Below are 24,431 nucleotides of genomic sequence, written 5' to 3' on the forward strand. Positions count from 1 at the left end.
ATTAAAACCGGTCACTGGCGTGGGAGTGGGCTGTGAGGGTAAGGGGCTTTTAGAAAGATGCAGTCATGCCCAGAGAGATGTTGTTGCGGTCAAATTCACGCAACGAATCATCCGACTTGAGAATCGAATAAGAATACCGGGCATCGAGAGCAAGGTTTTCGAGCAACTGGTAGGAAAGACCGGTGGAAAGCAGCAACGAATGCTCCGCCACATCGGTTCCACCGCCACTGTCAAAGGTGCTGTATGCATACGAGACACCAGCATTGACTCCCACCCGCTTGGTGACTTGGTGATTCACATTCAGACCCGTGCGGACTGCATACCGGGTATCGAATCCGCCGAGTTCAGAGGAATCATACCCCACAGAGCCAAACCAGCGTGCAGTCGTCTGCCGTGCCACCAGGTAGCTGAGGGCCATTTCACCATACGGAGAGGTGTTTTCAGCCCGGTCAGATTTGAAAAACTCAGCACCCACACGGAAGGAACCGGAAACGCGCTCACTCCAGGCATGGTCCACGCCTGCCAGGACAAAGTGTGAAGTGGCATCCACATCATCACGTTCCCGATAATCGGTGATCCGGTAACGGTATTCTGCGGCAAGGCTCGTACGCTTGGTCAGCGCATAGCTGAACTGCTGGGCGATCAGCACCGAAAGGCGGTCTTCCAGGCCGGACACCGCATCGTCCTCATAAGAAATGCCATCCACCGTCACCGATGTCGTCGTGGAAAAACGCTGGGACCAGGCATAGCTGACATTGAAGTTATTGAACCCGTAAAGGTATTGCCCGTTATACAGTGTCGTCGAGGCCCCTGTCGCCACGTTGGGCTCTGCCTCATAAGTGAGGTAAAAATTATTGCTGATTTTCAGCCTCTGGGAAAGCTGGTGGGCCACGTTAAAGGCCACCCGCGCATTATAAAAGGTATCGTCATAACGAGGAATACCGTCCAGATAATGAATGGCACCCACATCCACCGCCATGCTCCAGGGGGTGGTCGGGTCTGCGTCTGCATACGTCACCCCAAGGCCACCCTGGAGATAATAAGACTCGAAATCCTGGAGAAACGGTGATGGCACCGAGTAGCTGAGGGAATCATAACCGGTGCGACCAGTGATGCTCCACGTCAGGGGCTGACTCTCATCAAAATCACCCGAAAAATCCCGAACAGCTGTCAGCCCTTGGGAAAAGACCGACATCGCCGAAAGGGCCAAAAAGGCCGTCACAGACAAGGTGTGAGTAAGTCGCATAGTCGGGGAATGCTACAGTTAGAGGAAATCTAAGTCCAGATAGCCGGGTTCAGGGCGTGCAGTTGCACGGCGAAGTTGGCACGTTATGGCACTTGCGATGCTTGGGATCACAAGGAACGAAGCCTGTTGGAGGCGGCTGGATCAGATACACACCGCGGATGCTTGGAGACATGATGAACTCCTCTTCAGGCGGGGCAACTGGCAGCGGATTCTTGTCAGGATTTTTTCCAGAGTCCGTCAGCTCATCGGAAGGCACTATCGCCACATTCGTAACGGCTGCTCCTGGAGAAATGGCAGACGCGCAATCCATGATCACGCCAGACATTTTTGGTGCGACCGAGATACCCGTCTGTACAATCTGGTTCACGAGTGCACTGTCCGCCTGGGTGGCGAGGATAGCCGCCTTGATGATTTCGCAGGCGCAGGATTCATTGATAACCAGCGCATCCTCTACAATCATCAGAGCCTTTGACGGATCTTTTTGGATGGCAGCAGACACGTCCGCTGAGATCTCATTACAACTGCCTGACTGCCCGTGAACGAGCGTAGAATTGGCGGAAAAAGCCAGCCCTAAAAGGCAGATTGCGAGGCGAGGAGCGCTCATAACTCTCATAACAGGAAGGGAAATTGTCTGGTTACTACAACTGGAGCGGGTAGTGGGAATCGAACCCACATGGCCAGCTTGGAAGGCTGGAACTTTACCACTAAGCTATACCCGCGATTGAAGTTATAATAACCTGCAATATCTAAGACCTGCAAGATATTTTTTAGAATTAGCACAAATTCTTTTAAAATTTAGAAATACTGATAAAACAGAGATTCCGAATTTCAAAAGAGCCTGCATTTCACTCTTTGGCGAGTAATAGCAGGGCAATAGCATCTGGCAAGGCCCATTTTCAAGTTGTAACCCTGAATCAAAAATCTGGTATCAAACAGAAAGGCAAACACGCAAAAGACTCAAATTGTTAACAAATCTTAAAATTATCTGTAAATTTTGTTGACGAGCGTTTCAAACTTTAGTTCAACCAGCATGTTAAAAAGCATGATCGAAGACCGTGAATTCGGCATGTTTTTCGTCCCGGACAAATTTGGCAGAAAAGTTGCTTTGAAAAAATGAGGAGAAAGTCAGTCATCCTTATGCTAAGCTGCCGACCCCCTGTTCTTCAACAGGGTGTCAAGAAAAGCAAAACTGCACCGTATTTAAATCTGTAATGTCAAACATGGAACTCGACGGAGGTATCAAGATCTACCTGCGGGAGATCGGCAAGACCGACTTGCTGACTCCTGATCAGGAGGTAGAACTCGCCGAGCGCATCAAGCGCGGCGACCCAGAAGCGCGATCACACATGATCCGCGCCAACCTCCGGCTGGTCGTTAAGATCGCCCAGGATTACGCCAACTATGGCCTGCCACTTCTGGACCTCATCTCTGAAGGAAACATCGGCCTCATGAAAGCCGTAGAGCGCTTCGACCCTAATAAGGGTGGCAAGCTCTCCACATACGCCGCCTGGTGGATCAAACAATCCATCAAGCGCGCTCTGGCCAACCAGTCCAAGACCATCCGCCTGCCTGTCCACATGGTGGACAAGATCAGCAAGATGCGCCGTGTCGCCATGGCCATGTCTGAAGAACTGGGCCGTGAACCCACCGACGACGAACTCTCTGAAGAAATCGGCATCGATCGGGCCAAGCTCAGCCAGCTCAAGGTCGCCTCCATGCGCCCAGCTTCCCTGGATGCACCCATCAGCGACGACGACAGCACCGAATTCGGTGAAATCGTCGGCGATGAAAATGCGCAGACCCCTTTCGATCTCCTCAGCCACAAAAACATGCATGGCCAGTTGGACGGCCTGCTGACCGTGCTGGACGAGCGCGAGCGCAAGATCATCGATGCCCGTTTCGGCCTCGCCGGACAAAAGCCGCGCACTTTGGAAGAAGTGGGCCAGGAATTCGGCGTCACCCGTGAGCGTATCCGTCAGCTTCAGAACATCGCCCTGCGTAAGCTGCGCCGTGCTCTGCAGAAGAAGGAAGATCCCATCCCAAAAGCCCTGCGCAACGCCGGTGCAAAAAAGAAGAAAAAAGCCGCCGCAGCCGAAGACAAGCTGCTGGGCTGATTTCCGCACCCTTCATTCACGAAAAAGGCAGGCCGTCATGGCCTGCCTTTTTCATGCTTATCGTTAGGCTTCCGGTTTCACTCCTTGGGCAGTAACGTGATCTTTTGCTTATCCCATCCACGGGGTTTGGCGATGCCCAGGCTGGTCCATTCCATGCCGCTGTCCACCCAGCTCTCGCGCCATTGCCCGTAGCTGATTTCATCATCGTCATCGCTCACGCCGAACTGGAATCCACAGGCCGGGCAGATCTCATAACTGGGTCCCCCAGAGGCACTGCGCGGCGCTTCTTTTAGTTTGGCAAATCCGCAGACGGGACAGGAGTAGGCAGGAGTTTTCATGAATTAAAAGGGCAGTTTGGAGGCTTGGATCGGGCGGCCCGGCTGCCGGTCCCAATAAGATGGATTGCCAGGGCGGAAAAAAGTCTTGGTCGTCCCATCTCGGTTATAGGCGGCAAAGGCCCGCGTCTTCGGGTCGAAGACCCGCAGTGTGCCATCGCTCTCATCCCATTTCATCCACACTTCCCCCGCCCGGCCACGCTGCAAATGCTGCCACGCCTGGGCCGCGTACTCATCGGGATTGCGGCTTTTGAAATCCGGACCATGCCTCTCAAAATGATCTCTCAGCGTTTCCATTCGCCCCCAGGTCACCTGTGTCGGGGGTGCACGCGGCTGGGCCATGGTCGCAGGCGCTTGCGGGGCAGGCTTCGGTCCAGGGGTAAAAACTTCCCGCATCTGCTCCAGCACAGATTTGCGCGCCGGGGCCTCTGCTTTTGGCGGCACCGCCACATCACCGCCCCCAGTGACCAGAAAACTGCCCGCATGCAGCCTCTGCCGCGCACTGCCCAGGCTATAGTGATAAGTGCTCCCCTGTTTTAAATCCTGGAGCACCACCTCATGCGCCGCTGTCACCGGCCCTTCCGCCTTTTGGGTCAGTTGATCCGCCGTCGGCCCGTAGCTCACCCGTGTGCCACAGGCCACATCCGTCTTCCATTGTAAAGTTGCCGTCGTCCCCGTGACCGTCACCTTCGGCTCGCCTAACAACTCCACCCCATGGGCCAAAGAGCACATCCAAAGCAAAAGGAACAAGTAAAGCGGGCGCATGATCCCCAATAAGACAGGCAACCCCGGTCAAGGCAAGAGCCGCCCTTGCCTCCCCTCCACTTCAGCGTTGTTTTCTGCCAAAGCCGGACCAGTGATTCTCCTCCACTCGTTTTCACATGCCCGCTGTCCAGCCCGTTCTCCGCGCCACCCGGCAACTATGGCAGGCTGCCTTGGACCTCCTGTATCCCCGCGTCTGCCAGGGCTGCGAAGCCCCCCTGCCCCCAGATGCCCCACGCCAGGGCATCCCTGCCTGGTTTTGCGGATCCTGCCGCGAGGAACTCGTCGAAGTCCAGGCCCCTTACTGCGCCGTCTGCGGGGAGCCCTACGATGGGGCCATAACCCAGGCCTTTGTTTGCAAAAACTGTGTCGGTCGCCGGATCGCCTTCGATTTCGCCGTCTCCGGTTACAAAGCCGAAGGCCCCCTTCGTGAGATGATCCTTCATTACAAATACCGTCGCGATCTCTCCCTCCGCGCCGGCTTGGCCGATATCCTCAGCACCGCGCTTAATGACCCACGCCTCGCTTCCGAAGATCTCAGTCAATGGCTCCTAGTGCCCGTCCCTCTGCACTTCACACGCCAGTTCTGGCGTGGCTTTAATCAAAGCTGGGAGCTCTGCCGCAGCCTCTCCCGCCAGACCGGCATCCCCACCGCCCAGGTCCTGCAGCGGCAAATGAGGACCCGCCCCCAAGCCCGCCTGCATCGCAAAAAGCGTCTGCAAAATCTCAAACAAGCCTTTGCCCTCCTCCCTGACCGCCCCTGGCGGCGCTCCCCGGACCTCCGCGGGAGGCGTATCCTCCTTGTGGATGACGTCCTTACCACCGGTGCGACTGCTCACGAATGCGCAAAAATCTTGAAGCTGAACGCCGGAGTAGAAAAAGTGGTGGTGATTACCGCAGCGCGTGGTTAGTATCTCCGTCACGTCCGGTCACCACCGGGCACCTGTTCAGGTTGCGGAGCGTTTCCGCAACTGCTCCCGCGGTAGCCATCTGGGGGGGAATAAGTGTCCTGTTACCACCGGCTGACCGACACATCACATCATGGGATTTTTCAAAAAGCGCACCGTCAATGAATTGGGAGAAAAGAAACAGGACATGCCTGAAGGCCTGTGGACCAAGTGTCCATCCTGTAGCGAAAGCCTCTTTGAGCAGACCCTCGCCCGCAACCTCCGCGTCTGCATCAACTGTGGTTACCACTTCACCATCAGCAGCGATGAGCGCATCGCCAGCCTTGTGGATGAAGGCAGCTTCCAGGAAATGGACCAGAACCTCGATTCCGTGGATGCCCTCGGTTTCAAAGGTTATGTGGACAAAGTAAAAGCCTACCAGACCAAGACGGGCCTCAAGGAAGCCGTCGTCACGGGCCGCGCCACCATTGAGGGCGTCCCCGTCCTCATTGCTGTCATGGATTTCCGCTTCCTCGGTGCCAGCATGGGCAGCGTCGTCGGTGAAAAAATCACCCGCGCCATTGAGGCCGCCACGGCTGAAGGAAAAGCCGTCATCGTTTTCTCCGCCTCCGGGGGTGCACGCATGCACGAAGGCATCCTCAGCCTCATGCAGATGGCCAAGACCAGCGGTGCCCTCGCCCGCCATGCCGAAGCACGTCTGCCTTACTTCTCCGTCCTCACCCACCCCACCACCGGCGGCGTCACCGCCAGCTTCGCCACCTTGGGGGATATCATCATTGCCGAGCCTAAATGCATGATCGGTTTCGCCGGCCCCCGTGTGGTCAAAGAAACCACCCACGCAGATCTGCCTCCAGGTTTCCAGACCGCTGAGTTCATGAAGCTGCACGGCCTCGTGGACATGATCGTGGAGCGCAAAGACATGCGCTCGACGATTTCCAATCTGCTCAAATACGTCAGCACTGCCAAGGCAGCCTGAGGCACAGACGCACCTCATTCTTTGCCCGGTGATGCGCCATATCCTGGCGGGTTTCATGCTGTACATCGGCCACGCTCGCAGGCCCCGGAAAGCGTCTTGAATAAAACCTAACCGGAAACAGTTTAAACACGGTCTCCGTATTCCCTTCTCATGTTCCAGATGAAACGTCCCCTGCTCCTCGTCGCCCTGCTCGGTATCCTGGCACCCGCACATGCTGAGGTCGAAGTGGACATCGATGCCTTTGGCCAGAGCCTCGGTGGCTGGCTCGCCCGCAAAGGCAAGGCCGCTGAATACGAACTCTCGGAGGCCGGTTACCGCACCTATCAGCCCGAGGTCTCCCCCTCCCCGGATGGCGGCATCTTCGTCTCCGTCCGCATTGACCACCGCCGCGGCTTCTTCGCCTCGGATGACCACGCCAGCCTGGAACTTAGCTTCGCACCCGATGGCGATCTCGTCTCCGCCCAGAGCAGCCTCGCACTACAGGGCCGCACCATCAGCAGCGAGCTCATTAAAGGCGGCGCCTCCGCTTCCACCTCCGTCGCCGCCCCGCAGATCGAGCGCGCCGTCAAAGTCGGTACCGACCTCGTCGCCGACCTCTCCTCCAAACTGCTCCGCGAAAAAATCGTCGAGCCCGGCCGCGTCTCCTTCCCCGCCGCCATCCGGCATAACTACAATCTTCTCTACAAGGCCGTGAAGATGAAAAAGGCCGAGACACCCGCCACGCCTGGCACTGCCTCCACCCCGCAAGCCCCTGCCGATACCGCCCCACCGGCCACTCCCCCCGCTTCCACTCCTGCTGAAAAGCCTCCTGGCCCCTCAGCCGCCACACCACCTCCCACGGCCCCCGCTCCATCGGCTCCCGGCGCACCCGCTCAGCCAGCCGCCCCCACCCCATCGGCTCCCGCCCCAGCGCCCACCACACCAGCCCCGCCTTCCACCTCAGCCCCCGCAGGCAACACCCAGGCCTCCCTCACCACCGCTGGTAAAAAATCCATCCCCCTCCCCGAGATCCGGGCCTACAATCCCAGCGGCGTTCCCAGCACCCCACTGCCAGCGCAAAAAAGCAGCGAAAAGCCCAAAGAAAAATCTCTCCTCATGGAGCACGGGGACGAAGTCCTCAAACTCGCCCGCGACGTCGTAAAGACCTCCGTGCAGTAATCCCAAAAGGAGACATCGGATAAAATTGAGCGCTAGCGAGCCAGCCTCATCCAAAATACTCCAGAGCTTTAGCTCGCCAAAATGCCGCCTCGAATCTGGCTCGCTTTCCGCCAGCTTCGCATGCCAGGCTGGCGCATTCCCCCCTCCTAAATTGCCCGCTGGGCACGCCACTCACGCGTCCCCAGGAATCACTCCGGCAGTTCCTGCCCCTTCGTCTCCGGCAGGAAGACCAGCACCAGCAGCCCCGCCAAAAAGAGACCTCCCATCATCGCCACCGCATTCGGCAGGGACGTCAGCGTCTTCACATAGCCAGAAAGGATCAGCATCGGTGCTGCTATCAGACGCCCTGCATTGAAACAAAAGCTGGAACCCGTGGAACGCAGATGATTCGGAAACAGCTCAGGGAAATAAATCGCATACCCCGCGTGGATGCTCAACGTCACAAAGCCGAGCAAAGGCAGCATCACCAGCATCTGCCCATAGCTCTGCGGCACATAGCACACCGCCAGCACCATCAGGAAACTGAGCACATGCATCAGCGCAAAGGTCCGCTTTCGTCCCAGTCGCGCACACATCGGGCCAAAGCTGAGCTGCCCCAACCCAGCCCCCAGCACCTGGATGATGCCATAGGCAAACTTGGCCTCCTTCTCCGCATCAGTACTCGCATAATTCAAGCTCAGCAGCAGCTCCCGCGTCAGGTCCTGCGACGCCACGCAGACTCCCCAAAAAGTGCCCAGCCCCACCGCCGCCAGCAGCATCCCCAGCAGCGCCCGCACACGCCACCGCGCATCCCCAAAAAGATCCGCATAGCTACCCATGCGTTTGCCGCTGGACCTCGCCTCCTGCCATTTTTCGGGTTCCTTCACTGAGCTCCTCACCCACAGCGTCAGCAGCGCAGGCAGGATGCCGATGAGGTAGGCCAGACGCCATTCATTCTCCACCCCGATGGAGGTCAGCGTCGCTAGCCACGTACCGAGCACCCCCGTCGCATGAAAGATGCCTCCCGCATGCGTGCGCGCATGTTTGGGGAAAATTTCAGCCACCAGCGCCGCCGCCACCGCCCACTCCCCCCCCACACCCATCGCCACCAAAAACCGCAAGACGCCCACATGCCAGAGTTCCGTCGCAAAGTAAGTTAGGCCTGAGAAGATGGAGTAAAACAGGATCGTCATCACCATCACCGGTTTCCTCCCGATCTTATCCCCCAGCGACCCGAACAGCAGCCCTCCAAACGTCCCTCCCGCCAGGAAGATCCCCAAAAAAATATCCCCCCATTGCTTCGCCTCTGCATCCCCCGGCCCCACCCCCAGCAGTTCTGAAAGCATCGCCCCCCGTGTCAGGTTAAAAAGCTGCCCCTCAAACGCATCAAACACCCACCCCAGCGAGGCCACCACAAGGACAAGCCACTGATACCGGGTGACACCCGTGTACCATTTGGAGGGAGAAGAAGTCATGGGGAAATGTTTTGACGAGAGTTTAACAGATAAATTCTTTCTACCTCAAAACTTCAGCATCTCCCCCACCGGCAGCGGCTTCCCCTGCCGGATGGATTCCTCCGCCACCAGACACAGACCGGCGGACCATAGCCCATCCATCCCGCTGGCAACCGGTGGCTTGCCCGTGCGGACCATCTCCACGCATTGGGCGATTTCCTCGCGCAGTTCAAAAACTTCACCACTGTGCTTTTCCAGCTTCACTTCCTCCAGGTTTTCACCATCAAAGACCTTCAGAAAGTAACTCGGCTCCAGTGTCCGGTCCAGCGCACCGCTCCAGCCTGCCCAGAGCGCCCCTTTCGTACCGCTCACCTTCACTGTCTGGTGATGTTCAAAAGCCGCCAGTGTCTGCGATACCACCGCATAGCTGCCATTGGCATATTTAAACATCGCGCTGAAGTTGTCGAACAACCCTGGCCGCTCAGCATCCCGCGAGTTTCCATACGCATAAAGTTCCACCGGATCGCCACTGCCTTCCAGATACCAGCGCGCGAGGTCGAAGAAATGGATCGGCTCCTCCAGCACCCAGCTCCCTACCCGGTGCGGGTCATACCGCCAGCCGCTGGCCCCCAGGCGGTAGGGCTTGCGCAGCAATTCCACCAGCACGTATTGCGGCTCCCCTATCCTCCCGCTATCGATGATCTTTTTGATCTCTCCCCATTGCGAGGACAGGCGAAGCTCATGCCCCACCGCCAGTTGCACCCCATGCTCCTTGGCCGCCGCAACGATCGCTTTACAATCCTCCAGCGTGATGGCCATCGGCTTCTCCAGCAACACATGCTTGCCCCTCGTCATCGCTGCCACAGCCATCTCCCGATGCGTATGGCTCGGCGTCACGATGTCCAGAATATCAAACTCCGCCTGCGCGATCATCTCCGCCGCATCCGCAAAGATCTGCACGCCTGGATACAAAGCCTCGGCTTCAGCTCGTGAGGCATCTGATGGAGCCGCGATGGCCACCAGGTGCGCATCCACATTTCCGGCGATGGACTGGGCATGCAATTTCCCCCAGGCACCAAAACCTGCGAGGGCAAAACGGACGGGAACAGACATACAAAAGAGAGGAACAGGCTTCAGCCAGGGTGGGAAAAGTGAAGTTCAATACGTGCACGGGAGCATCCTGCCATCATCACCATACACCCGTGGTCAAAGGCGTCACCGGGTCAGCAACAAGCCTCCCCTGCACTTCGTTCAAACGGCAGGTCGGCAGGCGCGGCAGCACATATTTGGCGAAGAGGTCGCATTCATCCAGATGCGGATAGCCACTCAAGATGAATGAGCGCATCCCCATGTCCATGTACCGGTTCAGCTTGGCCAGCACTTGGTCAGGATCCCCTACGATGGCGCTGCCGCAGCCGCTGCGTGCCAGGCCGATCCCTGACCACACGTGGTCTTCGATAAACAGGTCCTTGCTCTGCGCCCGCAGTTCATCCTGGCGCAGCACACCGGCGCTGTGACTGTCCATGGACCGGTTCCGCATCTCCTGCCCTTTTTCCAGATCCAACCGGGAGATAAGTTTGTTAGCCGCAGCTTTGGCATCCGCCTCCGTCTCTCTCACGATCACATGGATGCGCAGGCCGAAATCAATTTTGCGGCCATAGCCCGCCGCTTTTTCAGACATTCCACGCATCGTTTCCATCAGGCGCTCTTCCGTTTCCGGCCACATTAAAAACACATCGCAATGCTTCGCACACAGGTCCTGTGCCAGGGGGGATATGCCACCAAAGTAGAGCAAAGGCCCGCCATTTTGTTGATATGGTTTCGCGGGATCACAGGTAGGCAGGCTGAAATTGTAATGCTCCCCCTTCCACTCCAGAGGGCCATCCGTCGTCCACAATTGACGCAGGATCTGGATGATCTCACTACTGCGGCCATACCGCACTGCATTGCTCTCTTTCAGGCCGGGCATGTCAGAAGAGATGATATTGATGCACAGCCGCCCTTTGGAAAGATGGTCCACCGTCGCAATCGCCCGCGCCAGCATCGGTGGCCACACCTCCCCCATTCGTAGCGCCACCAGTTGGTTGATGCGTTGGGTTTGAGGAGCCACCGCTGCCGCAAAGCTCAGCGCATCCTGCCCGGCGATCCAGCCTGAAGGCAGCAATATGTTTTGAAACCCCAGATCATCCGCTTTTTGGATAATGCTTCGGCAATGCTCATAGCTGCTGCGCCGACTTCCATCCTGAATCCCCAGATACTCACAGTCATCCCCACACAGAGCTGAAAACCAGGCGATTTCCGCACGGCGTTCAGGAGTGCGCAATGAGATGGGCGGGAACATTGAGATCAGTAAAGATGAGGATATAGGGAGATTCGTCCAAAATAGGGTGAATCCTAGCGATGGCCAATTTATGCAGTATCGAATTATGTAAAATCCAATTTAATCCATGCAAAATTATTTTCGCACTCCTGAGAAACGCCCCCCATATTCCCTTCGAAATGCGCACCAAGCCTGCTGATCAGACCGTACTCCTTGCCTCCATCCTTCTGCAACTCAGAGGACAGCAGGCGACATCCCGCAGCAGCCTCGCTAAGGTCACCAATCTCTCGCCTTCCACGGTCGGCATCTACGTGGATCACCTCCTTTCACTCGGATATGTCAATGAATCAGGCCTTGAGCAAGGAGCCATGGGCCGCCCCCAGCGAAAGCTCACCCTGAATCCTGACATCGGCTGGTTCGTCGGCGTGGAGTTCAATGCTGAGCGTGTGCAGGCTGTCAGAGTGGACTTCGCCGGTAATCTTATTTCATCCATTGTTAGGCCACTCCCACCGGGCGTCACCACCTCCGTCGTGCTGGAGGAGATACGTCAGTCCATCCATGCACTGGCCCGCGTGGCTCCAGGCAACCTGATGTCCATAGGCGTCGGCGTTCCCGGTCTCGTCAATGCCGCTTCAGGCATGGCCATGCACTATTCATTCATCCCGGACTGGCGTGATGTGCCCATGGTTCAGACCCTCAAAAAAGAATTCCCCGTCACGGTGACCATGGAAAACAATCTTCGCGCCATTGCCTTGGCGGAACGCTGGTTCGGCGGCGGCCGTCATCTCGATGATTATGTCATCCTGGGTCCGCGCCGGGGATTCGGCGTCGCCATCATGAAAAATGGCCAGCTTGTCCGGGGCGGTCATCAGGCTGCCGGTGAAATTGGACGTTGGCCCTGGCCCCTTGATGGCACTGGGGGGGAAGTCCATGATGAACTTACAGCCTCTGCCGTCTGGCAAAAACTCGCCGGTGCCCCTCAGGATGCCACCTTGCCAGCCGACCTCCGTTCCGCCCTTCATGCCTATGCCGACGAAGCTGGCGTTGTCTGGCAGCAGATCATTACCGATTACGCACGCGTCATCGGCATCCTTCATCTCCTGCTGGATGCCAAAACCTATTTCCTCCACGGCCCACTCACCGCTTTAGGAAATCGTTTCTGCCAAGAGATTACAGAACGCAGCATCCAGCTAATGCCGGCGTTACGCTCCATGCCTCCAGAGATTGTCCCTTCGGACTTAGGGGATGAAGCCGGTGCACTCGGTGCCGCCAGCCTCGCCATGGAGGCATGGGTCCCGGATCTCAACGGCACAAAAGTCGGTTGAGCCTTTGCACCAAGCACTCCTCAGTGCCCCAATGCCTCCTCACATCCCGCAGATCGCCATGCTGGTGGATACCTCCCGCACTTACGGGCAGGACATCGTGGCCGGGGTGCGCCGTTATGTGGCCGAGCATGAGCCGTGGTCCCTTTACCTGGAGCCGCGTGATCTTCTTTCCAGTTATCCCGCCTGGCTGGAGCAATGGCCCGGCGATGGCATCCTCGCCCGCACGGGCGATGCCGCCATGCTGCAAAGGCTGAAGGCCACCGGCCTGCCCGTCATCGAGCTTCGCGATTCCTCTCCCGACCAACCCTTCCCCTTTGTCGGCATGGACAACAGTGAGATCGGCGTACGCGTGGCCGTTCATCTGCGCAGCCGTGGTTTCCAAAGATTCGCCGCCTATCTGGACCCATCCCTGGATTTCTTTCGCGAGCGCATTCAGCGTTTTGTCGAAACAGTCAAAAGTGAAGGTTACGAGTGCCCCACCTTTGAGGCCTTCTCACCCAGCCAGCGCCCGCGTTGGGACGAGCATCAAAAAGCCCTCGCGGACTGGCTCATCTCCCTGGAAAAACCTGTCGGTGTCTTCGCCAGCAACGACCAGCTCGGCTTTTGGCTTTTGGATGCCGCCCGTCGCGCCGGAATCTCCGTGCCAGAACAAGTGGCCGTCGTCGGTGCAGAAAATGACCGCCTCCTTTGCGAAACCGCCTGGCCACCTCTTTCCAGTGTACAGCTTCGTGGTCAGGCCGTCGGTTATGCCGCTTCTCAAATGCTGGATGGTTGGATGCGCACAGGCATACGTCCTCCTGAGCGCACCCTCCTCCCCGCAGGTGACTTTGTCATTCGCCAGTCGTCGGACATTGTCGCTGTGGAGGATCCCCGCCTCGCCCGTGCCCTCACCTTTATCCGTCAGCACGCCACCGAAAACATCAGTGTCAATGATGTCGCCCGCGCTGGCTCTATTTCCCGCAGCGCCCTGGAGCGGCAGATGAAAAAGCAAATCGGCCGTTCTCCAGGGGAGGAAATCAACCGCATCCGTTTCGGTCTTGTAGAGCGCCTCCTCACCCAGACCGGCCTCACCCTGGATGCCATCGCCGAGCGCGCCGGATTCACCCATCCTCAATACATGGCCGAAGCCTTTCGAAAACGTCAGGGTGAAACCCCAGGCCAGTATCGCCAGCGCCGCAAAATCTGAAAACCGCTCGCGCAAAGCCTGAACAAGTTGCGCTGTGATGGGAGTTTAAAGAGCATGCGTTATCTTTTGCTCAGCCTCCTCTGCCTCGCCGTCCCCGCCTTCTCCGAAAGTGCCCGGCCTAACATCGTTTACATCATCGCCGATGATCATGCCTTTCGCGACTTCGGGTTCATGGGCAGCAAGGAGGCCATGACTCCGAATCTGGACAAGCTCGCCTCCCAGTCCGCACGCTTCGTCAATGGCTACGTCACCACCAGCCTGTGCAGCCCCTCACTCGGCGTCATGCTCACCGGCCGTTATCCTCACCAGAGTAGCCTGACCTATAACCACCCGCCTCCAGGGAATAGCGCCTTCAACAAAATGGCCACGCGTGCCGAGTATGAAAAAGCCCGCAGCCCTGCCTTTGAAATCATTCGCCGCCAGCCCACCCTGCCCCGCGCCCTAGGCCAGCTCGGATATCACTCCCTCCAGACCGGGAAATTTTGGGAAGGCCATTTCTCCAACGCCGGCTTCACCGAAGGCATGACCCTCTTCGAACCCCGCCCCGGCCAGGACTACGGAGGCAACCGCGTGATGGAAAACGGCCAACTCGCCGCTCATGGCAATGGCGACCACGGTTTAAAAATAGGTCGTGAAACGATGCAACCCATTGCCGACTTCCTCGACCGCACTGCGGGCAAACAACCCTTCTTCATCTGGTATGCCCCGTTCCTGCCACATCAGCCCCACGATTCCCCCCAGCGTTTTTTCGACCTCCATCAAGGGCGTGGCATCGCCGCACACAAGATCCCCTACCTCGCGTCCATCAGCCAATTCGATGATTCCGTCGGCGAGCTCATCGCCATGCTCGAATCCCGCAGCCTAACAAAAAACACCCTCATCGTCTTCATCTCCGACAATGGCTGGACGCCAAGCTTGAAGCGCGAGAAAAAGAAACCCGACGAATTTGCCCATACCCTGGAGAGCAAATACTCCCCTTTCGAAGACGGCCTCCGCACCCCCATCCTCTTCCGCTGGGATGGTCACGTTCAGCCCGCTACCCATGAGCAGCTAGTCAGCAGCGTGGACCTCCTCCCTACCGTCCTCGAAGCCCTCGGCACTCCCGACATCATGCCCGGTCTCCCCGGCCGCAGTCTCTGGCAAGCCGCCCAGGGCAAAGCCCAACTGGAGCAGCAACCCGTCTTTGGAGAGATCTACCCCGGCGATGCCACCGCCCTCGGCCAACCCTCCAAAGACATCGCCTACCGCTGGGTCCGCGACGGGTCATTGAAGCTGCTAATGCCCCATAACCATCACGAAAAAACCGCCTGGCGCGGCTACGTCAAAGAACTCTCGCTCTTCGATGTCGTCAAAGACCCAGGCGAGAAACACAACCTCGCCAGCACCCATCCTCAGGATGTCCAAAGACTCCTCCACCTCCTCAATCAATGGTGGAACCCAGGCGATGACTCCGCCGCTCCTAAACCCTGATCATCAAGGAGCGAACTGCACCGGAGTGCTCACCATGGCTCCCCGCTCATCGGTCAGGGAGAGGTACCAGGTATTCGCTTCCGCAGGTGGCTTGGGCGCGGTTATACTCTCAGCACTGACCACCGCATCCACGCTCTGCCAGTTACGTTTGGAGCGTATACCTCCTTCCGTTGTATAGTGCAGCTTCGCTTCTTTGATGGGCACGGTGCTCGTATAGTCAGCCTTGATCACATCGCCCTCGATCTTTGGGATACCCGGCACGGCGAGCGGCTGGCCGCCCCGGCATTTGGAATCAATGAACAGGCCGATCTCCTCTGGTGCCCAGCCTGGTTGATGCCCATGAGGCATCTTCACTTCAATGCGGATATGCTTCTCCCCTGGCACCACATTGAAAGTCTTCATGTAGCTGTCCAAAACGTAATGGATATCATTGGTGCCATTGACAAAGAACATCGGCACCCGGCAGCGGGGCAGGAGGCTGGAGGGATCGTATTCGCGAATCCAGTCCGCCCGCCGGTCCCCCAACTTATCAATAGCAGGCTTTTGCACCGACTCCCCCTCGTATAAAAACCCGCACCCATAGACAGGCACCGCCGCTTTGAAGCGGTCATCCAACGAAGCCACCAGGCAGGTCGTATACCCACCCCAGCTTATACCCGTCACCGCTGTATTCTCGGCCTGTACTTCTGGAAAGGAGCGGAGCAATGAATGCGCTCGAATGACACTGGCAGCCGCATGAAACGGCCAGTCATCCGAAGTCGTTCCACCAATCGTGTCGAACTTCTGCGGGCTGCCATGCATAGGGCCACCGTTGGGTAAACGGGTGCGCGGTTCTCCATTGCGGGGATAGTCCTTCAGTTCACCCGTGACAGGATCGAATATCGGGTCCGGTGGCCGCGAGCCCGAAAGGTCCATCGCGATGGCTGCATACCCGCGTTTCGCCCATAGGTGTGCCCACTCGACAAATGCCGTTCCGCCACCGCCATGGATCAAAACAACCCCAGGGAACTTCTCCCCCGCCTTGGCTTTGCCCATGGTGATCGGAGATGCATAAAAGGCGAATACCTCAGTCGGCTTGTCCTGATAGACCTCACCGGTATAAATCAGAGAACGCACTGGTGAAGTCTGGTCCACCCATTGCATCCCAGGCACCTTTTTGAGTTCATCGAGATTCCATGGACCCACCTGCTCCGCAGAGACGAGGGTGACTAAAGAAAGAAAAAATGCGGTCAGTAACTTCATGGCAGGAAGCCAGGTATAACGCAGATGCAGAGGCATCTTTCCAGACCGATCATCATTATTCCAGCCCGCCTGATTCATCCTGTTACCGCTCCCCCATCCAAAGGATGGTTGTTGTTCCCTGACCGAGAGCTCCGCGAACCACAGCTGCCGTCTGGCGTTCCAGATCGCCTACCCGCACTTTGACCAGGATACGACGGGTGCTGCTTTGCACGGAAAGAATGTTGGCCAGCCCCATCGGGTCGCCTGCGGGAATCCCCAGGATGGCCAGGGCGCTAGTCATGTCCAGGATGGTATCATCCAGGGTATTCAGGATACCATCACGACCCAGGCGCTGGCTGCGGAGGTTTTGCGCATAACGGATATCGGTTCCGGTGACGGCAGCAATAATCTCAGGCTGAGCCTCATTGAGATCCAGCACACCGCTGCCATAAACGCTGAACCATTCACGCCATTGCGGATACCCCTCTTCAACCAGTTCCATACCACTGACCAAGGCCATCTCCTCCACGGAACGGAAGGGCCGATTAAAGGGCATGCCATTGCTGTTGTATAGTTTTCGCTCACCGCCCTGCACTCGGCTCATGTCATCCGCATCCACCCAGTCTAACAAACGATCAATTAACGTATTGGCCTGCTGCACATTCATTCCCCAATAAAGAAAAATACGACGTAGGGTGTCCTTATCCTCTCGCTGAAGCAGGACATTGGGATTGATCAATCCATCCTCCCCAGTCATCTCCACGATGAATTCCTCATCCTCCGCCACCTTGCGGCGCAGCAGCGGATCGTCAGGCTTTATGTCTGGATTCATGGCGATGGCCAATGCCGCTTCGGAAAGCATCCGCGCACGGAAAACCTGCCTCTTCGTGGCTGCCAGTTCAATGTCCTGCATCAGCAGCAATGACGTGGCCGCGACCAGTCCAATCAGCAAAGCGATAACCCACAACACCGCCAGCAAAGCTGCTCCACGACGGTGGCGCTGAGTTAAAAAAGCGGATGTCAGCCGGAGATGCATCACGGTTTGGGCAACTGCTGGCCAGCGTCCGGCAGAGGAGCGGTGCCATCCGGATTCGGTGTTTCCGTTCCATTTTCACCGCCCAGTCCAGCCCCAGGAGGCAGAATACCGGCTCCAGAAATAGCATTGGGAACCACAGGCGGAATCCAAAAGACCGCCCGGGTTTCAAACCCGTCATCCAGCCGCAGATTCAGTTCTGCCATCAAGGGACGCCGCGCCTGTTTCCAGTTATTCTCCCATCGGTTGCTGGCCGCATCATAATATCGCCATTCGAAGCGGCTGACATTATCCATCAAGGGAACCGAACCCTGTTCCTTGGTGTATCGCACTGGCTGTCCAGCACGCAGGGCCTGGGTCTGGCGCTCATCCAGCAGCCGTAGAGCAACCCGCAGATAGCCCCCGGGCCGCTCTTCTGCATAGAGGTCAACACTGGTATTCGGCGGCAAAGGCGTTCCAGGCGTAAAGGACGTCCCCGCATTCACAAAGTTCAGGCTCGGCACATAAGAACTGCCCCTCGCCTGCACCGTCAGCTTCAACTCCGCCTCTCCCGGCAAAGTCCGAAAAGAACGCCGGATAAATGAGATAAAATTCTGTCGGATCATTGCACGGTCCTGCATATCCGCCAAGTCATTGCCCAGTTCCATGGTACTGTTCGCAATGCCAAAAATGCCACCCATCAGGATGACAAAAGCAGACAGCGCCACCACCATCTCCAGCAAAGTGAAGGCAGCAGCAGAGGCGCGATTTAGTAGGCGGATTTTCATCGTTTATAGACTCAGTTCAGGGGCAAAAAAGCCCCTGCATAACGATAGGTTTCAGCCTGCATCTCAATGGCTCCGCTGCCTTCATCCCAACGGGCGACAGCCAGGACGCGAAAGGTATTTTGCAAAAAGCGTCCATCCTGATTTTGCAGATCCTTCACCTGTTCAATGATCACCCGGTAGGCCACTCCATCCTCGCCAGCTTTGATCTGCTCATCCAGTTCACGGATGAGAGGCATCTTCCCGTATTCATCAATGAGTGACTCGAGGCTCTGCTCAATCTCCAGGATGCGCTGCGAGTCAGTGCCCGCTGCGGCGATCTGGTTCAGAGTGCCAACAAGAGCCAGGGCCGCGATGCTGAAAACAGCAAGGGCCATCACCACCTCCAGCAAAGTCATGCCCCGGTGATGCCAGGTATGACGGCTTGTTTGGATAAGGGCTGTCTTCATAAAGTTATTCCACGGGTGTCCCCGTCAGCGGATGGAAAGCCAAATCACGGATTCCCTCCGCCGATTGAAAACGGATCTTGATGGGTTCACAAATTCCCTGCTCGCCAAAACGCCAGGAATGGCCTTCAGCCTTTTCCCAGTTCCTTCCGCCGAGACGGTAGATCAGCATTCTCATGCCTTTGGGCACTGTAAAATAAGAACCATCCGGCACCTCCACCCCAGGCACTCCAAAGCCTTCCTTATCAAAGACGATGTTCATGCTGCGGCGCTGGATCACCGAAGCATGAATGGCGAATCTGGACATACGCGTCAGACTCTGGGCAGGCTCAGCGAATGGATCTTCATCATCCAGGAAAGAGAAACTGGCGAATCCAATGCCGATAATGAGCACCATGATGCTCATCACGACCACTATCTCCAGCATGGTGAAACCTGCGCGTTTGGCAGAAATGTACGCAGGTTTCATGATTGGTTCCTAGCTGTCGCTCTGATGGATATCAGTCAGAGAAGACATCATCTCCGCCTTCTTTCTTGTCGGGTCCCCAGGAGTAGATCTCATAAGCTGATTTTTTTCCTGGGCTGCGGTACTGATACTTGGTTCCCCAAGGATCAATGATGGCGTTTTCCTCAGCCAGCTTGCGCTTCACACGTGCATTCCCAGGAGGGGTCACCAGATCTTCCAGCTTGGCGGGAAGACCACGGTTAAGCGTTTTATACTGGGAGACGGCTACCTTCAAAGTATTCATCTGAGCTTCAGCAGCCGTGAATTTGGCGTTCTCATCCACCTCACCCAGGGTGACTGCACCGATGGCGATCAGCAGGGCAATGATCGCCAGCACGAGCATCATTTCCATCAGGGTAAAGGCTGCACGGAGGGGGGATTGAGACCGGGCAGACTGGCTGCGGGTCAAGATGGATGGGCTGATTTTCATGGATGCTGTTTAAGATATGGCAAAATGCTTGGAGTAGGAAGGACGGCAAAACGTTCGGCTTTAATCTGAGAGAGAGTTTTAATTTTCAACTGCGCGACTTCAAGGCGGACACCGTCTGGAAGATGACCGAGATCATCATGTAAGCCATGACACCCACCAGTGCTGCCATGACGAGGATGATCACCGGCTGGAGCATGGCCATCACCTTTTCCAGGCTCTTGCTCAGTTCACGTCCGCAACGGTCAGCGGTGCGCCTGAGAGTACCGCTCAGATCTCCCGTGTGCTCACCGATCCGTACCATCTCCAGGAGCTTCATAGGAAAGAGCCCGGTCTTTTCCAGGCCGCGTGAGAGTGAGGCCCCATCACGCACACTGGCAATCACAAGCTCCAACTGCTTTTGGATGTATTGATTACCCGAAACACGAGAGGCAAGCTCCAAGCCTTTTAACAATGGCAACCCACCGCCAGAAAGACTGGCCAGCGTTTCCAAAAACTGGGTGTGAAAGCTCGTCATCAACACATTGCCGATCATGGGCATTCTAAGCCTGGCGTGGTCCCATACCGGGCGGCCATTTTTGGACCGTGACCATACCCAGAAGCCCAGCCCCATCAAAGCCAGCACCGCCAAAATGAGCCACCAATAAGTGCGGGTGAAATCTGACACCGCCATGACGATCTGAATGCCCTTTGGTACCCCGCCTTTCATGCGGGACATCATGATGCTCAAGCGCGGGATCAGGAAGGTAGTAAACAGCACCGTGACGCCAATGGCGGAGACGAAGAGGAACGAAGGATAGATCAGAGCGACGGCCACCTGGCTGCGCATCTCTTGCACGCTGGCCTGATACTGAGCCTGCCTGCGCATGGCATCCGCAAGGGAGCCACCGGCTTCGCCCGCAGCGGCGACGGAGCAAAAGAGCTCGCCAAAGGAGGAGGAAGACTGGCGCAGGGCGCTGCTGAAGGGGTGCCCTTCGCGGATGAGATTTCCCAGACGGCGGGCGATGCGGCTGTGCGTGCCGGTGGTGCCTTTGCCTTCCATCAGTTTCAATGCGGCCTCCAGGCGCATGCCGGCTTCGAGGAGTTCTGAAAGCTCTTCCGTGAAGAGCTGGAGCTGACCGTTGCTCAGCTTGATGGGCGCATTTTCATCTTCTGGTTCACCCGCTTTGGCTTTCGCCACGGCCTTGGCACCAGCCTTGCCTGCGGCTTCATTGATCTTAAAAGGCTGGAGTCCTCTGCCAGTGAGCTGCCTCAGGGCTGAGGCGCGGTCCTGGGCCTCGATGGTTCCGGACACATCGCGGCCTGTCGCGTCGGCAGCTTGGTAGGCAAAGTTAGGCATGGAAGGCGTGAGACAAGCACAGGCTGGGTTTGTTGCAAAGAACCATGTCTGGCTCTGACAGATTCCCTGGCTTATCTCTGAAACAGGTTAATCCATTCAAGGCAATGGGGACAAATGTGAATTTTTCCCCATGTGGGGATTTTGGGAATTAACTCTTTGATGATCAATAAGTTGCGATGGGGATCCATTTCCCCATCCGGGGATTTTCGTGGGGAATGCTGGGGATCGTGGGGAAGCTTAAAGCACTTGGCCAAAACTTCAGAGTTGGAGAAAACCCGGCCTTGGATGCTGGCCATCCATTGAACGCCGACAAACTTCCGCGAGGGTTGCATGGAAGCACTCACAAGCATCCTTCACTATAAACTGTGGCGGGGTAATCCGCCAATGAAATACCTGGCTCTTGCCTCAGGGCGGTCAAGCCTTGGATGTGTGCGAGATCTGGAGATCCGCATTTGCCGGAAGTCATCTGGCCGCCATAATGCGCATCCAGCCATGAATCTTTTTCGACTTTTTAGCATCCTAACAGCCCTTCTTTGCACCCAGGTGGCATCTGCTGAAAAAAGCAGCCCACAGATCATTGCGGACATCGTCTATCAAAAGGGTCAAGCCAGTGCTTATGCAGCAGAACGCTGCAAGCTGGACCTTTACCTGCCTGCGGTACAAAAAGACTTTCCGACGCTGGTCTGGCTGCATGGAGGCGGCTTGACCAGCGGCAGCAAGGACAGTGAAAAGCAAGTGGCCCTGGCGCGTCACTTTGCAGAAGAAGGAGTGGCCGTGGCGATGGTGAACTACCGGCTGAGCCCGAAGGCCACCTATCCGGCCTATATTGAGGATTCATCCGCAGCCTTTGCCTGGGTTAAAAAGAATATCCAGGAGCATGGGGGTGATGCCGGCCGGGTCTTCCTGGGCGGACACTCAGCCGGGGCATATCTGGCCCTGATGGTAAGTCTGGATGCCCATTACCTGGAGGCTCAAGGGCTGACGCCTGACGCGATCTGCGGACTGATTCCCATATCCGGGCAAACGTTGACGCACTACACCGTCCGCATAGAGCGCGGCCAGCCGAAGGAAAGGCTGATGGCTGATGAAGCGTCTCCTCTTTTTCATGTGTGCAAAGAGGCCCCGCCGATGCTCATCCTCTATGCAGACAAGGACATGGAAATGAGAGTGGAAGAAAATGCGCTCCTGGCCTCAGCCCTCCGCGCTGCCGGACATGAAAAGACGACCACAAGCATGATCAAGGGCCGCACTCATAGCTCTGTGGCCCATGATATGGCAAACGCTGGCGATGTCGGCTTTGCGGAGGTGATGGGGTTTATCCAAGCGGTGAAGGCTGAATAGAAGCCCGCTTTTCCGCAGCCACTTGTTCCAGCACACGCAGGGTTTCGCGGACATTGGTTTCCAGATCCAGGGGATGCTCGCAGAGGACAGGGCGGGCCTGGGGACGGGCCATCCAAAAACGCAGGGCTTTTTCCAGGGCATCCGTGTCTTCAGGTACGGGCAGGATGTGACCATTGACGCCTTCCGTAAGCCATTCGGCTGCTCCATTGAAGCCACTGGTGATCACTGGCAGACCGGCGGCGAGGGCCTCGGGAACCACATTGGAGCTGGGTTCATAAATAGGCAGGAAGGTCAGAAGATCCGCGGCGGCAAAGGCATTCTCCACCTGCGGCATGGGGCCGGTGAGGATGACATTGGCTGGAGCGGGGCCGCGCAAACGACCCTTACCCACCACAAGGAGCTTCACCTGCGGGTCTGTTTTTTCCAGCCGCTGCATCAGGCGTAACAAAAAGTGCAATCCTTTGCGCTCCCAGCCGGAGCCAACAAAGAGCAGGGTGAAATCATCTTCCGCGAGACCGAAGCGCTGGCGTGTCAATGTCCGATCACCGCTTTTAAAACGTCCTACATCCACACCATTGCGAACGAGGTGGATGCGCTCGGCAGGGTAGGCAAACTCCCTCAAGATCTCCTGCCGGACCATGTCGGAATTGACGATGATATGACGGGTGACGGCGGGATCAAAGGTCCGCTTTTCGAGAGCCATCATGTTGCTATGAAAGGCACCCATGCCGACAAAAGGCCTGCGCCACCAGGTGGCGTAACGGCGGCGCTGGTCCAGCCAGACTTTGTGGACGCCATCCCCGGCCCTGTAAACATCTTGGGAAACGGTACGCTCCAGGCTGAAAATAACATCGTAATTCACCGGGGCCATGCGCTGGGCGACTGCTTCTGCGAAGCGTGCGGGCCTCAAGGCGCGGGGGGCCTTGATGTTTACCCGATGCAGGGTGACGGCGGCGGGAGCACCTTCCCAGTTTTCCGCATAAAGATGAACGTCATGACCTGCAGCCACCAGTGAGGCGACCAGGCGCTGGAGATAAAGCTCGGCACCGCCTGTGGCGGCAAATTGACGACGGATCAGCGCGATCTTCATGGCGCGGTGGCATGGAGGGCGTCTGACAGACTGAAAGATGAGAAGGATTCCGCAGGTGGTGGCGGTGTCGCGAGTTGAGAGAGCAAATCTTCAGACATAGCCTGCAAAACATCGGGGGAGATGTTTTTCCCATGCTCCAGGAGGAGCACACCCTGGGACACCTGGAGGAGGGTGAGGCTGTTTTCCATCCCGTGCAGGGTGATGCTTTTTACCGGAGCGGTGCCGACACGGATGGCGAGTTCGTTTCCTGCCGCATGGACGGCATGGCCGAGGGCGGCGATGCTGGCGGGATCTGAGACCAACTCCCCGCGGAGAGGGGTGAGGCGGCCATCTGGTTGGATGAGTGCAGCAGTCAAAACAGTATTAAAAGATCAGGGGTTAAGGCAAAGGAACGACGTTCCTAGCCGGTCACGCAGCAGCCATCTCGGTTTCCCTTCTTCCCTGCTGCTCCTGAAACCTCATGAGCACGGCCTGGGAAATGGCATTGAGCGTGGCCAGGACATTCCGCCCGCCACGGGCATCCGCTTCAAAACTAAGCCAGGGAACGGGACGGTTATTGAGCAAAAATTCGAGGTATTCCACGGGAGCGGAATTCGGCAGGTCCCGCTTGTTGTATTGCAGAACCAGGGGCAGACGCTCCAGGGAGCTACCATTGAGGCGGAGATTCGCCTCCAGCGCCTGGAATGCCTGCACGTTTTCACGCTGGCGATCCATCTGGCTATCGGCGACAAAGACCACTCCATCCGCCTGGCGCAGGACGAGCTGAAGGGTGGCATTGTAAGTGACCTGCCCGGGCACGGTGTAGAGGTGAAAAGCGGTGCGGAAGCCAGGGATGGCCGCGCTTTCCAGGCTGAGAAAATCGAAGAACAAGGTGCGGTCCTGAGCGGTGGAGAGACTAACGAGGTCGCTCCGCCCTTCCGGATCCAGCTTGGCGTGGATCTGCTGCAGGTTGGCGGTCTTCCCGCTCAGGGGGGTACCACAATAGACGATCTTAAAACTGACCGTCTTTTGCTCGGAATTGATGACAGGCAT

At 57.2% G+C, this 24,431-nt stretch carries 25 protein-coding genes and 1 tRNA gene; 8 read left to right on the forward strand and 18 right to left on the reverse strand.

Going from position 1 to position 24,431, the window contains the following annotated elements; translation table 11 throughout:
• Nucleotides 1–49: 49 nt before the first annotated feature.
• The 3 genes from EI77_RS03720 to EI77_RS03730 all read right to left on the reverse strand — a co-directional run bounded on the left by EI77_RS03720 (nucleotide 50) and on the right by EI77_RS03730 (nucleotide 1,965).
• Nucleotides 50–1,246: a DUF481 domain-containing protein gene (locus EI77_RS03720; RefSeq protein WP_133793397.1), complete on the reverse strand. Its 1,197-nt coding sequence runs from the start codon at nucleotides 1,244–1,246 to the stop codon at nucleotides 50–52.
• 49 nt (nucleotides 1,247–1,295) lie between these two features.
• A complete protein-coding gene (locus tag EI77_RS03725; protein WP_133793398.1) occupies nucleotides 1,296–1,745 on the reverse strand; it encodes a hypothetical protein in 450 nt (149 codons plus the stop codon).
• A 146-nt stretch (nucleotides 1,746–1,891) separates the two neighbouring features.
• Nucleotides 1,892–1,965 (reverse strand) — tRNA-Gly (locus tag EI77_RS03730).
• A gap of 492 nt (nucleotides 1,966–2,457) precedes the next feature.
• Between EI77_RS03730 and EI77_RS03735 the strand changes: the two genes are divergently transcribed.
• Nucleotides 2,458–3,360 carry a sigma-70 family RNA polymerase sigma factor gene (locus tag EI77_RS03735; RefSeq protein WP_133793399.1) on the forward strand — a complete coding sequence of 301 codons (903 nt, stop codon included), beginning with the start codon at nucleotides 2,458–2,460 and terminating at the stop codon, nucleotides 3,358–3,360.
• 77 nt (nucleotides 3,361–3,437) lie between these two features.
• On the opposite strand, the gene EI77_RS03740 is transcribed toward EI77_RS03735, so the two are convergent.
• Both EI77_RS03740 and EI77_RS03745 read right to left on the reverse strand, forming a co-directional pair.
• Nucleotides 3,438–3,698: a hypothetical protein gene (locus EI77_RS03740; protein ID WP_133793400.1), complete on the reverse strand. Its 261-nt coding sequence runs from the start codon at nucleotides 3,696–3,698 to the stop codon at nucleotides 3,438–3,440.
• A 3-nt stretch (nucleotides 3,699–3,701) separates the two neighbouring features.
• Nucleotides 3,702–4,460 (reverse strand): hypothetical protein, encoded by a 759-nt coding sequence (locus EI77_RS03745; protein WP_133793401.1) that lies wholly within the window; start codon nucleotides 4,458–4,460, stop codon nucleotides 3,702–3,704.
• 116 nt (nucleotides 4,461–4,576) lie between these two features.
• Here EI77_RS03745 and EI77_RS03750 point away from each other — a divergent pair, with 116 nt between their 5' ends.
• The 3 genes from EI77_RS03750 to EI77_RS03760 all read left to right on the forward strand — a co-directional run bounded on the left by EI77_RS03750 (nucleotide 4,577) and on the right by EI77_RS03760 (nucleotide 7,499).
• Entirely contained in the window at nucleotides 4,577–5,368 is a 792-nt protein-coding gene (locus EI77_RS03750; RefSeq protein WP_133793402.1) for a ComFC family protein, read from the forward strand.
• A gap of 130 nt (nucleotides 5,369–5,498) precedes the next feature.
• The gene (gene accD, locus EI77_RS03755; protein ID WP_133793403.1) at nucleotides 5,499–6,341 is read left to right on the forward strand and encodes an acetyl-CoA carboxylase, carboxyltransferase subunit beta; all 843 of its coding nucleotides are present in this window, start codon (nucleotides 5,499–5,501) and stop codon (nucleotides 6,339–6,341) included.
• Between the two features lie 159 nt (nucleotides 6,342–6,500).
• Entirely contained in the window at nucleotides 6,501–7,499 is a 999-nt protein-coding gene (locus EI77_RS03760) for a hypothetical protein (RefSeq protein WP_133793404.1), read from the forward strand.
• A 188-nt stretch (nucleotides 7,500–7,687) separates the two neighbouring features.
• Here the strand turns inward: EI77_RS03760 and EI77_RS03765 are convergent, their stop codons facing one another.
• From EI77_RS03765 to EI77_RS03775, 3 genes are all read right to left on the reverse strand, one after another.
• Nucleotides 7,688–8,953 (reverse strand): MFS transporter, encoded by a 1,266-nt coding sequence (locus tag EI77_RS03765; RefSeq protein WP_133793405.1) that lies wholly within the window; start codon nucleotides 8,951–8,953, stop codon nucleotides 7,688–7,690.
• 45 nt (nucleotides 8,954–8,998) lie between these two features.
• The gene (locus tag EI77_RS03770) at nucleotides 8,999–10,045 is read right to left on the reverse strand and encodes a Gfo/Idh/MocA family protein (protein ID WP_133793406.1); all 1,047 of its coding nucleotides are present in this window, start codon (nucleotides 10,043–10,045) and stop codon (nucleotides 8,999–9,001) included.
• Nucleotides 10,046–10,121: 76 nt separating this feature from the next.
• Nucleotides 10,122–11,273: an LLM class flavin-dependent oxidoreductase gene (locus EI77_RS03775; protein ID WP_133793407.1), complete on the reverse strand. Its 1,152-nt coding sequence runs from the start codon at nucleotides 11,271–11,273 to the stop codon at nucleotides 10,122–10,124.
• Between the two features lie 158 nt (nucleotides 11,274–11,431).
• Between EI77_RS03775 and EI77_RS03780 the strand changes: the two genes are divergently transcribed.
• From EI77_RS03780 to EI77_RS03790, 3 genes are read left to right on the forward strand one after another with little or no spacing between them, the layout of a single operon-like run.
• Complete coding sequence (locus EI77_RS03780) at nucleotides 11,432–12,577, forward strand: ROK family protein (protein WP_166647010.1); 1,146 nt, start codon at nucleotides 11,432–11,434, stop codon at nucleotides 12,575–12,577.
• Nucleotides 12,578–12,608: 31 nt separating this feature from the next.
• Entirely contained in the window at nucleotides 12,609–13,763 is a 1,155-nt protein-coding gene (locus EI77_RS03785) for an AraC family transcriptional regulator (protein WP_133793409.1), read from the forward strand.
• Nucleotides 13,764–13,817: 54 nt separating this feature from the next.
• Nucleotides 13,818–15,233: a sulfatase family protein gene (locus EI77_RS03790; RefSeq protein ID WP_133793410.1), complete on the forward strand. Its 1,416-nt coding sequence runs from the start codon at nucleotides 13,818–13,820 to the stop codon at nucleotides 15,231–15,233.
• Nucleotides 15,234–15,236: 3 nt separating this feature from the next.
• On the opposite strand, the gene EI77_RS03795 is transcribed toward EI77_RS03790, so the two are convergent.
• The 7 genes from EI77_RS03795 to EI77_RS03825 form a co-directional block, all read right to left on the reverse strand.
• Entirely contained in the window at nucleotides 15,237–16,511 is a 1,275-nt protein-coding gene (locus EI77_RS03795; protein ID WP_166647011.1) for an alpha/beta hydrolase family protein, read from the reverse strand.
• A 46-nt stretch (nucleotides 16,512–16,557) separates the two neighbouring features.
• On the reverse strand, nucleotides 16,558–17,490 hold the full coding sequence (locus EI77_RS03800; RefSeq protein ID WP_133793412.1) for a type II secretion system minor pseudopilin: 933 nt from the start codon (nucleotides 17,488–17,490) through the stop codon (nucleotides 16,558–16,560).
• Nucleotides 17,490–18,254 (reverse strand): type II secretion system protein GspJ, encoded by a 765-nt coding sequence (locus tag EI77_RS03805; protein WP_133793413.1) that lies wholly within the window; start codon nucleotides 18,252–18,254, stop codon nucleotides 17,490–17,492. The genes EI77_RS03800 and EI77_RS03805 overlap by 1 nt, the downstream gene beginning before the upstream one ends.
• Before the next feature lie 11 nt (nucleotides 18,255–18,265).
• Nucleotides 18,266–18,700, reverse strand: coding sequence for a type II secretion system protein (locus EI77_RS03810; protein ID WP_133793414.1), 435 nt, complete (start codon nucleotides 18,698–18,700; stop codon nucleotides 18,266–18,268).
• Between the two features lie 4 nt (nucleotides 18,701–18,704).
• Complete coding sequence (locus EI77_RS03815) at nucleotides 18,705–19,166, reverse strand: type II secretion system protein (protein ID WP_133793415.1); 462 nt, start codon at nucleotides 19,164–19,166, stop codon at nucleotides 18,705–18,707.
• A gap of 31 nt (nucleotides 19,167–19,197) precedes the next feature.
• A complete protein-coding gene (locus EI77_RS03820; RefSeq protein ID WP_133793416.1) occupies nucleotides 19,198–19,632 on the reverse strand; it encodes a type II secretion system protein GspG in 435 nt (144 codons plus the stop codon).
• An 85-nt stretch (nucleotides 19,633–19,717) separates the two neighbouring features.
• Nucleotides 19,718–20,968, reverse strand: a complete 1,251-nt coding sequence (locus EI77_RS03825) for a type II secretion system F family protein (RefSeq protein WP_133793417.1) — start codon at nucleotides 20,966–20,968, stop codon at nucleotides 19,718–19,720.
• 492 nt (nucleotides 20,969–21,460) lie between these two features.
• Between EI77_RS03825 and EI77_RS03830 the strand changes: the two genes are divergently transcribed.
• Nucleotides 21,461–22,309: an alpha/beta hydrolase gene (locus tag EI77_RS03830; RefSeq protein ID WP_166647012.1), complete on the forward strand. Its 849-nt coding sequence runs from the start codon at nucleotides 21,461–21,463 to the stop codon at nucleotides 22,307–22,309.
• On the opposite strand, the gene EI77_RS03835 is transcribed toward EI77_RS03830, so the two are convergent.
• From EI77_RS03835 to EI77_RS03845, 3 genes are read right to left on the reverse strand one after another with little or no spacing between them, the layout of a single operon-like run.
• Nucleotides 22,284–23,399 carry a glycosyltransferase family 4 protein gene (locus EI77_RS03835; RefSeq protein WP_133793419.1) on the reverse strand — a complete coding sequence of 372 codons (1,116 nt, stop codon included), beginning with the start codon at nucleotides 23,397–23,399 and terminating at the stop codon, nucleotides 22,284–22,286. The two genes, EI77_RS03830 and EI77_RS03835, sit on opposite strands and share 26 nt — an antisense overlap.
• Nucleotides 23,396–23,755, reverse strand: a complete 360-nt coding sequence (locus tag EI77_RS03840; protein ID WP_133793420.1) for a hypothetical protein — start codon at nucleotides 23,753–23,755, stop codon at nucleotides 23,396–23,398. The genes EI77_RS03835 and EI77_RS03840 overlap by 4 nt, the downstream gene beginning before the upstream one ends.
• A 52-nt stretch (nucleotides 23,756–23,807) precedes the next feature.
• Nucleotides 23,808–24,431, reverse strand: coding sequence for a GTP-binding protein (locus EI77_RS03845; protein ID WP_133793421.1), 624 nt, complete (start codon nucleotides 24,429–24,431; stop codon nucleotides 23,808–23,810).

Source organism: Prosthecobacter fusiformis, assembly GCF_004364345.1.
GTDB lineage: Bacteria > Verrucomicrobiota > Verrucomicrobiia > Verrucomicrobiales > Verrucomicrobiaceae > Prosthecobacter > Prosthecobacter fusiformis.

What these genes read in the sequence shown, in the direction of transcription:
- EI77_RS03795 (WP_166647011.1), bottom strand. Translation starts at nt 16,511, where the DNA reads ATGCCTCTGCATCTGCGTTATACCTGGCTTCCTGCCATGAAGTTACTG.
- EI77_RS03735 (WP_133793399.1), top strand. Translation starts at nt 2,458, where the DNA reads ATGTCAAACATGGAACTCGACGGAGGTATCAAGATCTACCTGCGGGAG.
- EI77_RS03750 (WP_133793402.1), top strand. Translation starts at nt 4,577, where the DNA reads ATGCCCGCTGTCCAGCCCGTTCTCCGCGCCACCCGGCAACTATGGCAG.
- EI77_RS03770 (WP_133793406.1), bottom strand. Translation starts at nt 10,045, where the DNA reads ATGTCTGTTCCCGTCCGTTTTGCCCTCGCAGGTTTTGGTGCCTGGGGG.
- EI77_RS03790 (WP_133793410.1), top strand. Translation starts at nt 13,818, where the DNA reads ATGCGTTATCTTTTGCTCAGCCTCCTCTGCCTCGCCGTCCCCGCCTTC.
- EI77_RS03780 (WP_166647010.1), top strand. Translation starts at nt 11,432, where the DNA reads ATGCGCACCAAGCCTGCTGATCAGACCGTACTCCTTGCCTCCATCCTT.
- EI77_RS03720 (WP_133793397.1), bottom strand. Translation starts at nt 1,246, where the DNA reads ATGCGACTTACTCACACCTTGTCTGTGACGGCCTTTTTGGCCCTTTCG.
- EI77_RS03775 (WP_133793407.1), bottom strand. Translation starts at nt 11,273, where the DNA reads ATGTTCCCGCCCATCTCATTGCGCACTCCTGAACGCCGTGCGGAAATC.
- EI77_RS03765 (WP_133793405.1), bottom strand. Translation starts at nt 8,953, where the DNA reads ATGACTTCTTCTCCCTCCAAATGGTACACGGGTGTCACCCGGTATCAG.
- EI77_RS03845 (WP_133793421.1), bottom strand. Translation starts at nt 24,431, where the DNA reads ATGCCTGTCATCAATTCCGAGCAAAAGACGGTCAGTTTTAAGATCGTC.
- EI77_RS03820 (WP_133793416.1), bottom strand. Translation starts at nt 19,632, where the DNA reads ATGAAAATCAGCCCATCCATCTTGACCCGCAGCCAGTCTGCCCGGTCT.
- EI77_RS03810 (WP_133793414.1), bottom strand. Translation starts at nt 18,700, where the DNA reads ATGAAGACAGCCCTTATCCAAACAAGCCGTCATACCTGGCATCACCGG.
- EI77_RS03835 (WP_133793419.1), bottom strand. Translation starts at nt 23,399, where the DNA reads ATGAAGATCGCGCTGATCCGTCGTCAATTTGCCGCCACAGGCGGTGCC.
- EI77_RS03830 (WP_166647012.1), top strand. Translation starts at nt 21,461, where the DNA reads ATGAATCTTTTTCGACTTTTTAGCATCCTAACAGCCCTTCTTTGCACC.
- EI77_RS03825 (WP_133793417.1), bottom strand. Translation starts at nt 20,968, where the DNA reads ATGCCTAACTTTGCCTACCAAGCTGCCGACGCGACAGGCCGCGATGTG.
- EI77_RS03740 (WP_133793400.1), bottom strand. Translation starts at nt 3,698, where the DNA reads ATGAAAACTCCTGCCTACTCCTGTCCCGTCTGCGGATTTGCCAAACTA.
- EI77_RS03745 (WP_133793401.1), bottom strand. Translation starts at nt 4,460, where the DNA reads ATGCGCCCGCTTTACTTGTTCCTTTTGCTTTGGATGTGCTCTTTGGCC.
- EI77_RS03805 (WP_133793413.1), bottom strand. Translation starts at nt 18,254, where the DNA reads ATGAAAATCCGCCTACTAAATCGCGCCTCTGCTGCTGCCTTCACTTTG.
- EI77_RS03800 (WP_133793412.1), bottom strand. Translation starts at nt 17,490, where the DNA reads ATGCATCTCCGGCTGACATCCGCTTTTTTAACTCAGCGCCACCGTCGT.
- EI77_RS03815 (WP_133793415.1), bottom strand. Translation starts at nt 19,166, where the DNA reads ATGAAACCTGCGTACATTTCTGCCAAACGCGCAGGTTTCACCATGCTG.
- accD (WP_133793403.1), top strand. Translation starts at nt 5,499, where the DNA reads ATGGGATTTTTCAAAAAGCGCACCGTCAATGAATTGGGAGAAAAGAAA.
- EI77_RS03785 (WP_133793409.1), top strand. Translation starts at nt 12,609, where the DNA reads ATGCCTCCTCACATCCCGCAGATCGCCATGCTGGTGGATACCTCCCGC.
- EI77_RS03760 (WP_133793404.1), top strand. Translation starts at nt 6,501, where the DNA reads ATGAAACGTCCCCTGCTCCTCGTCGCCCTGCTCGGTATCCTGGCACCC.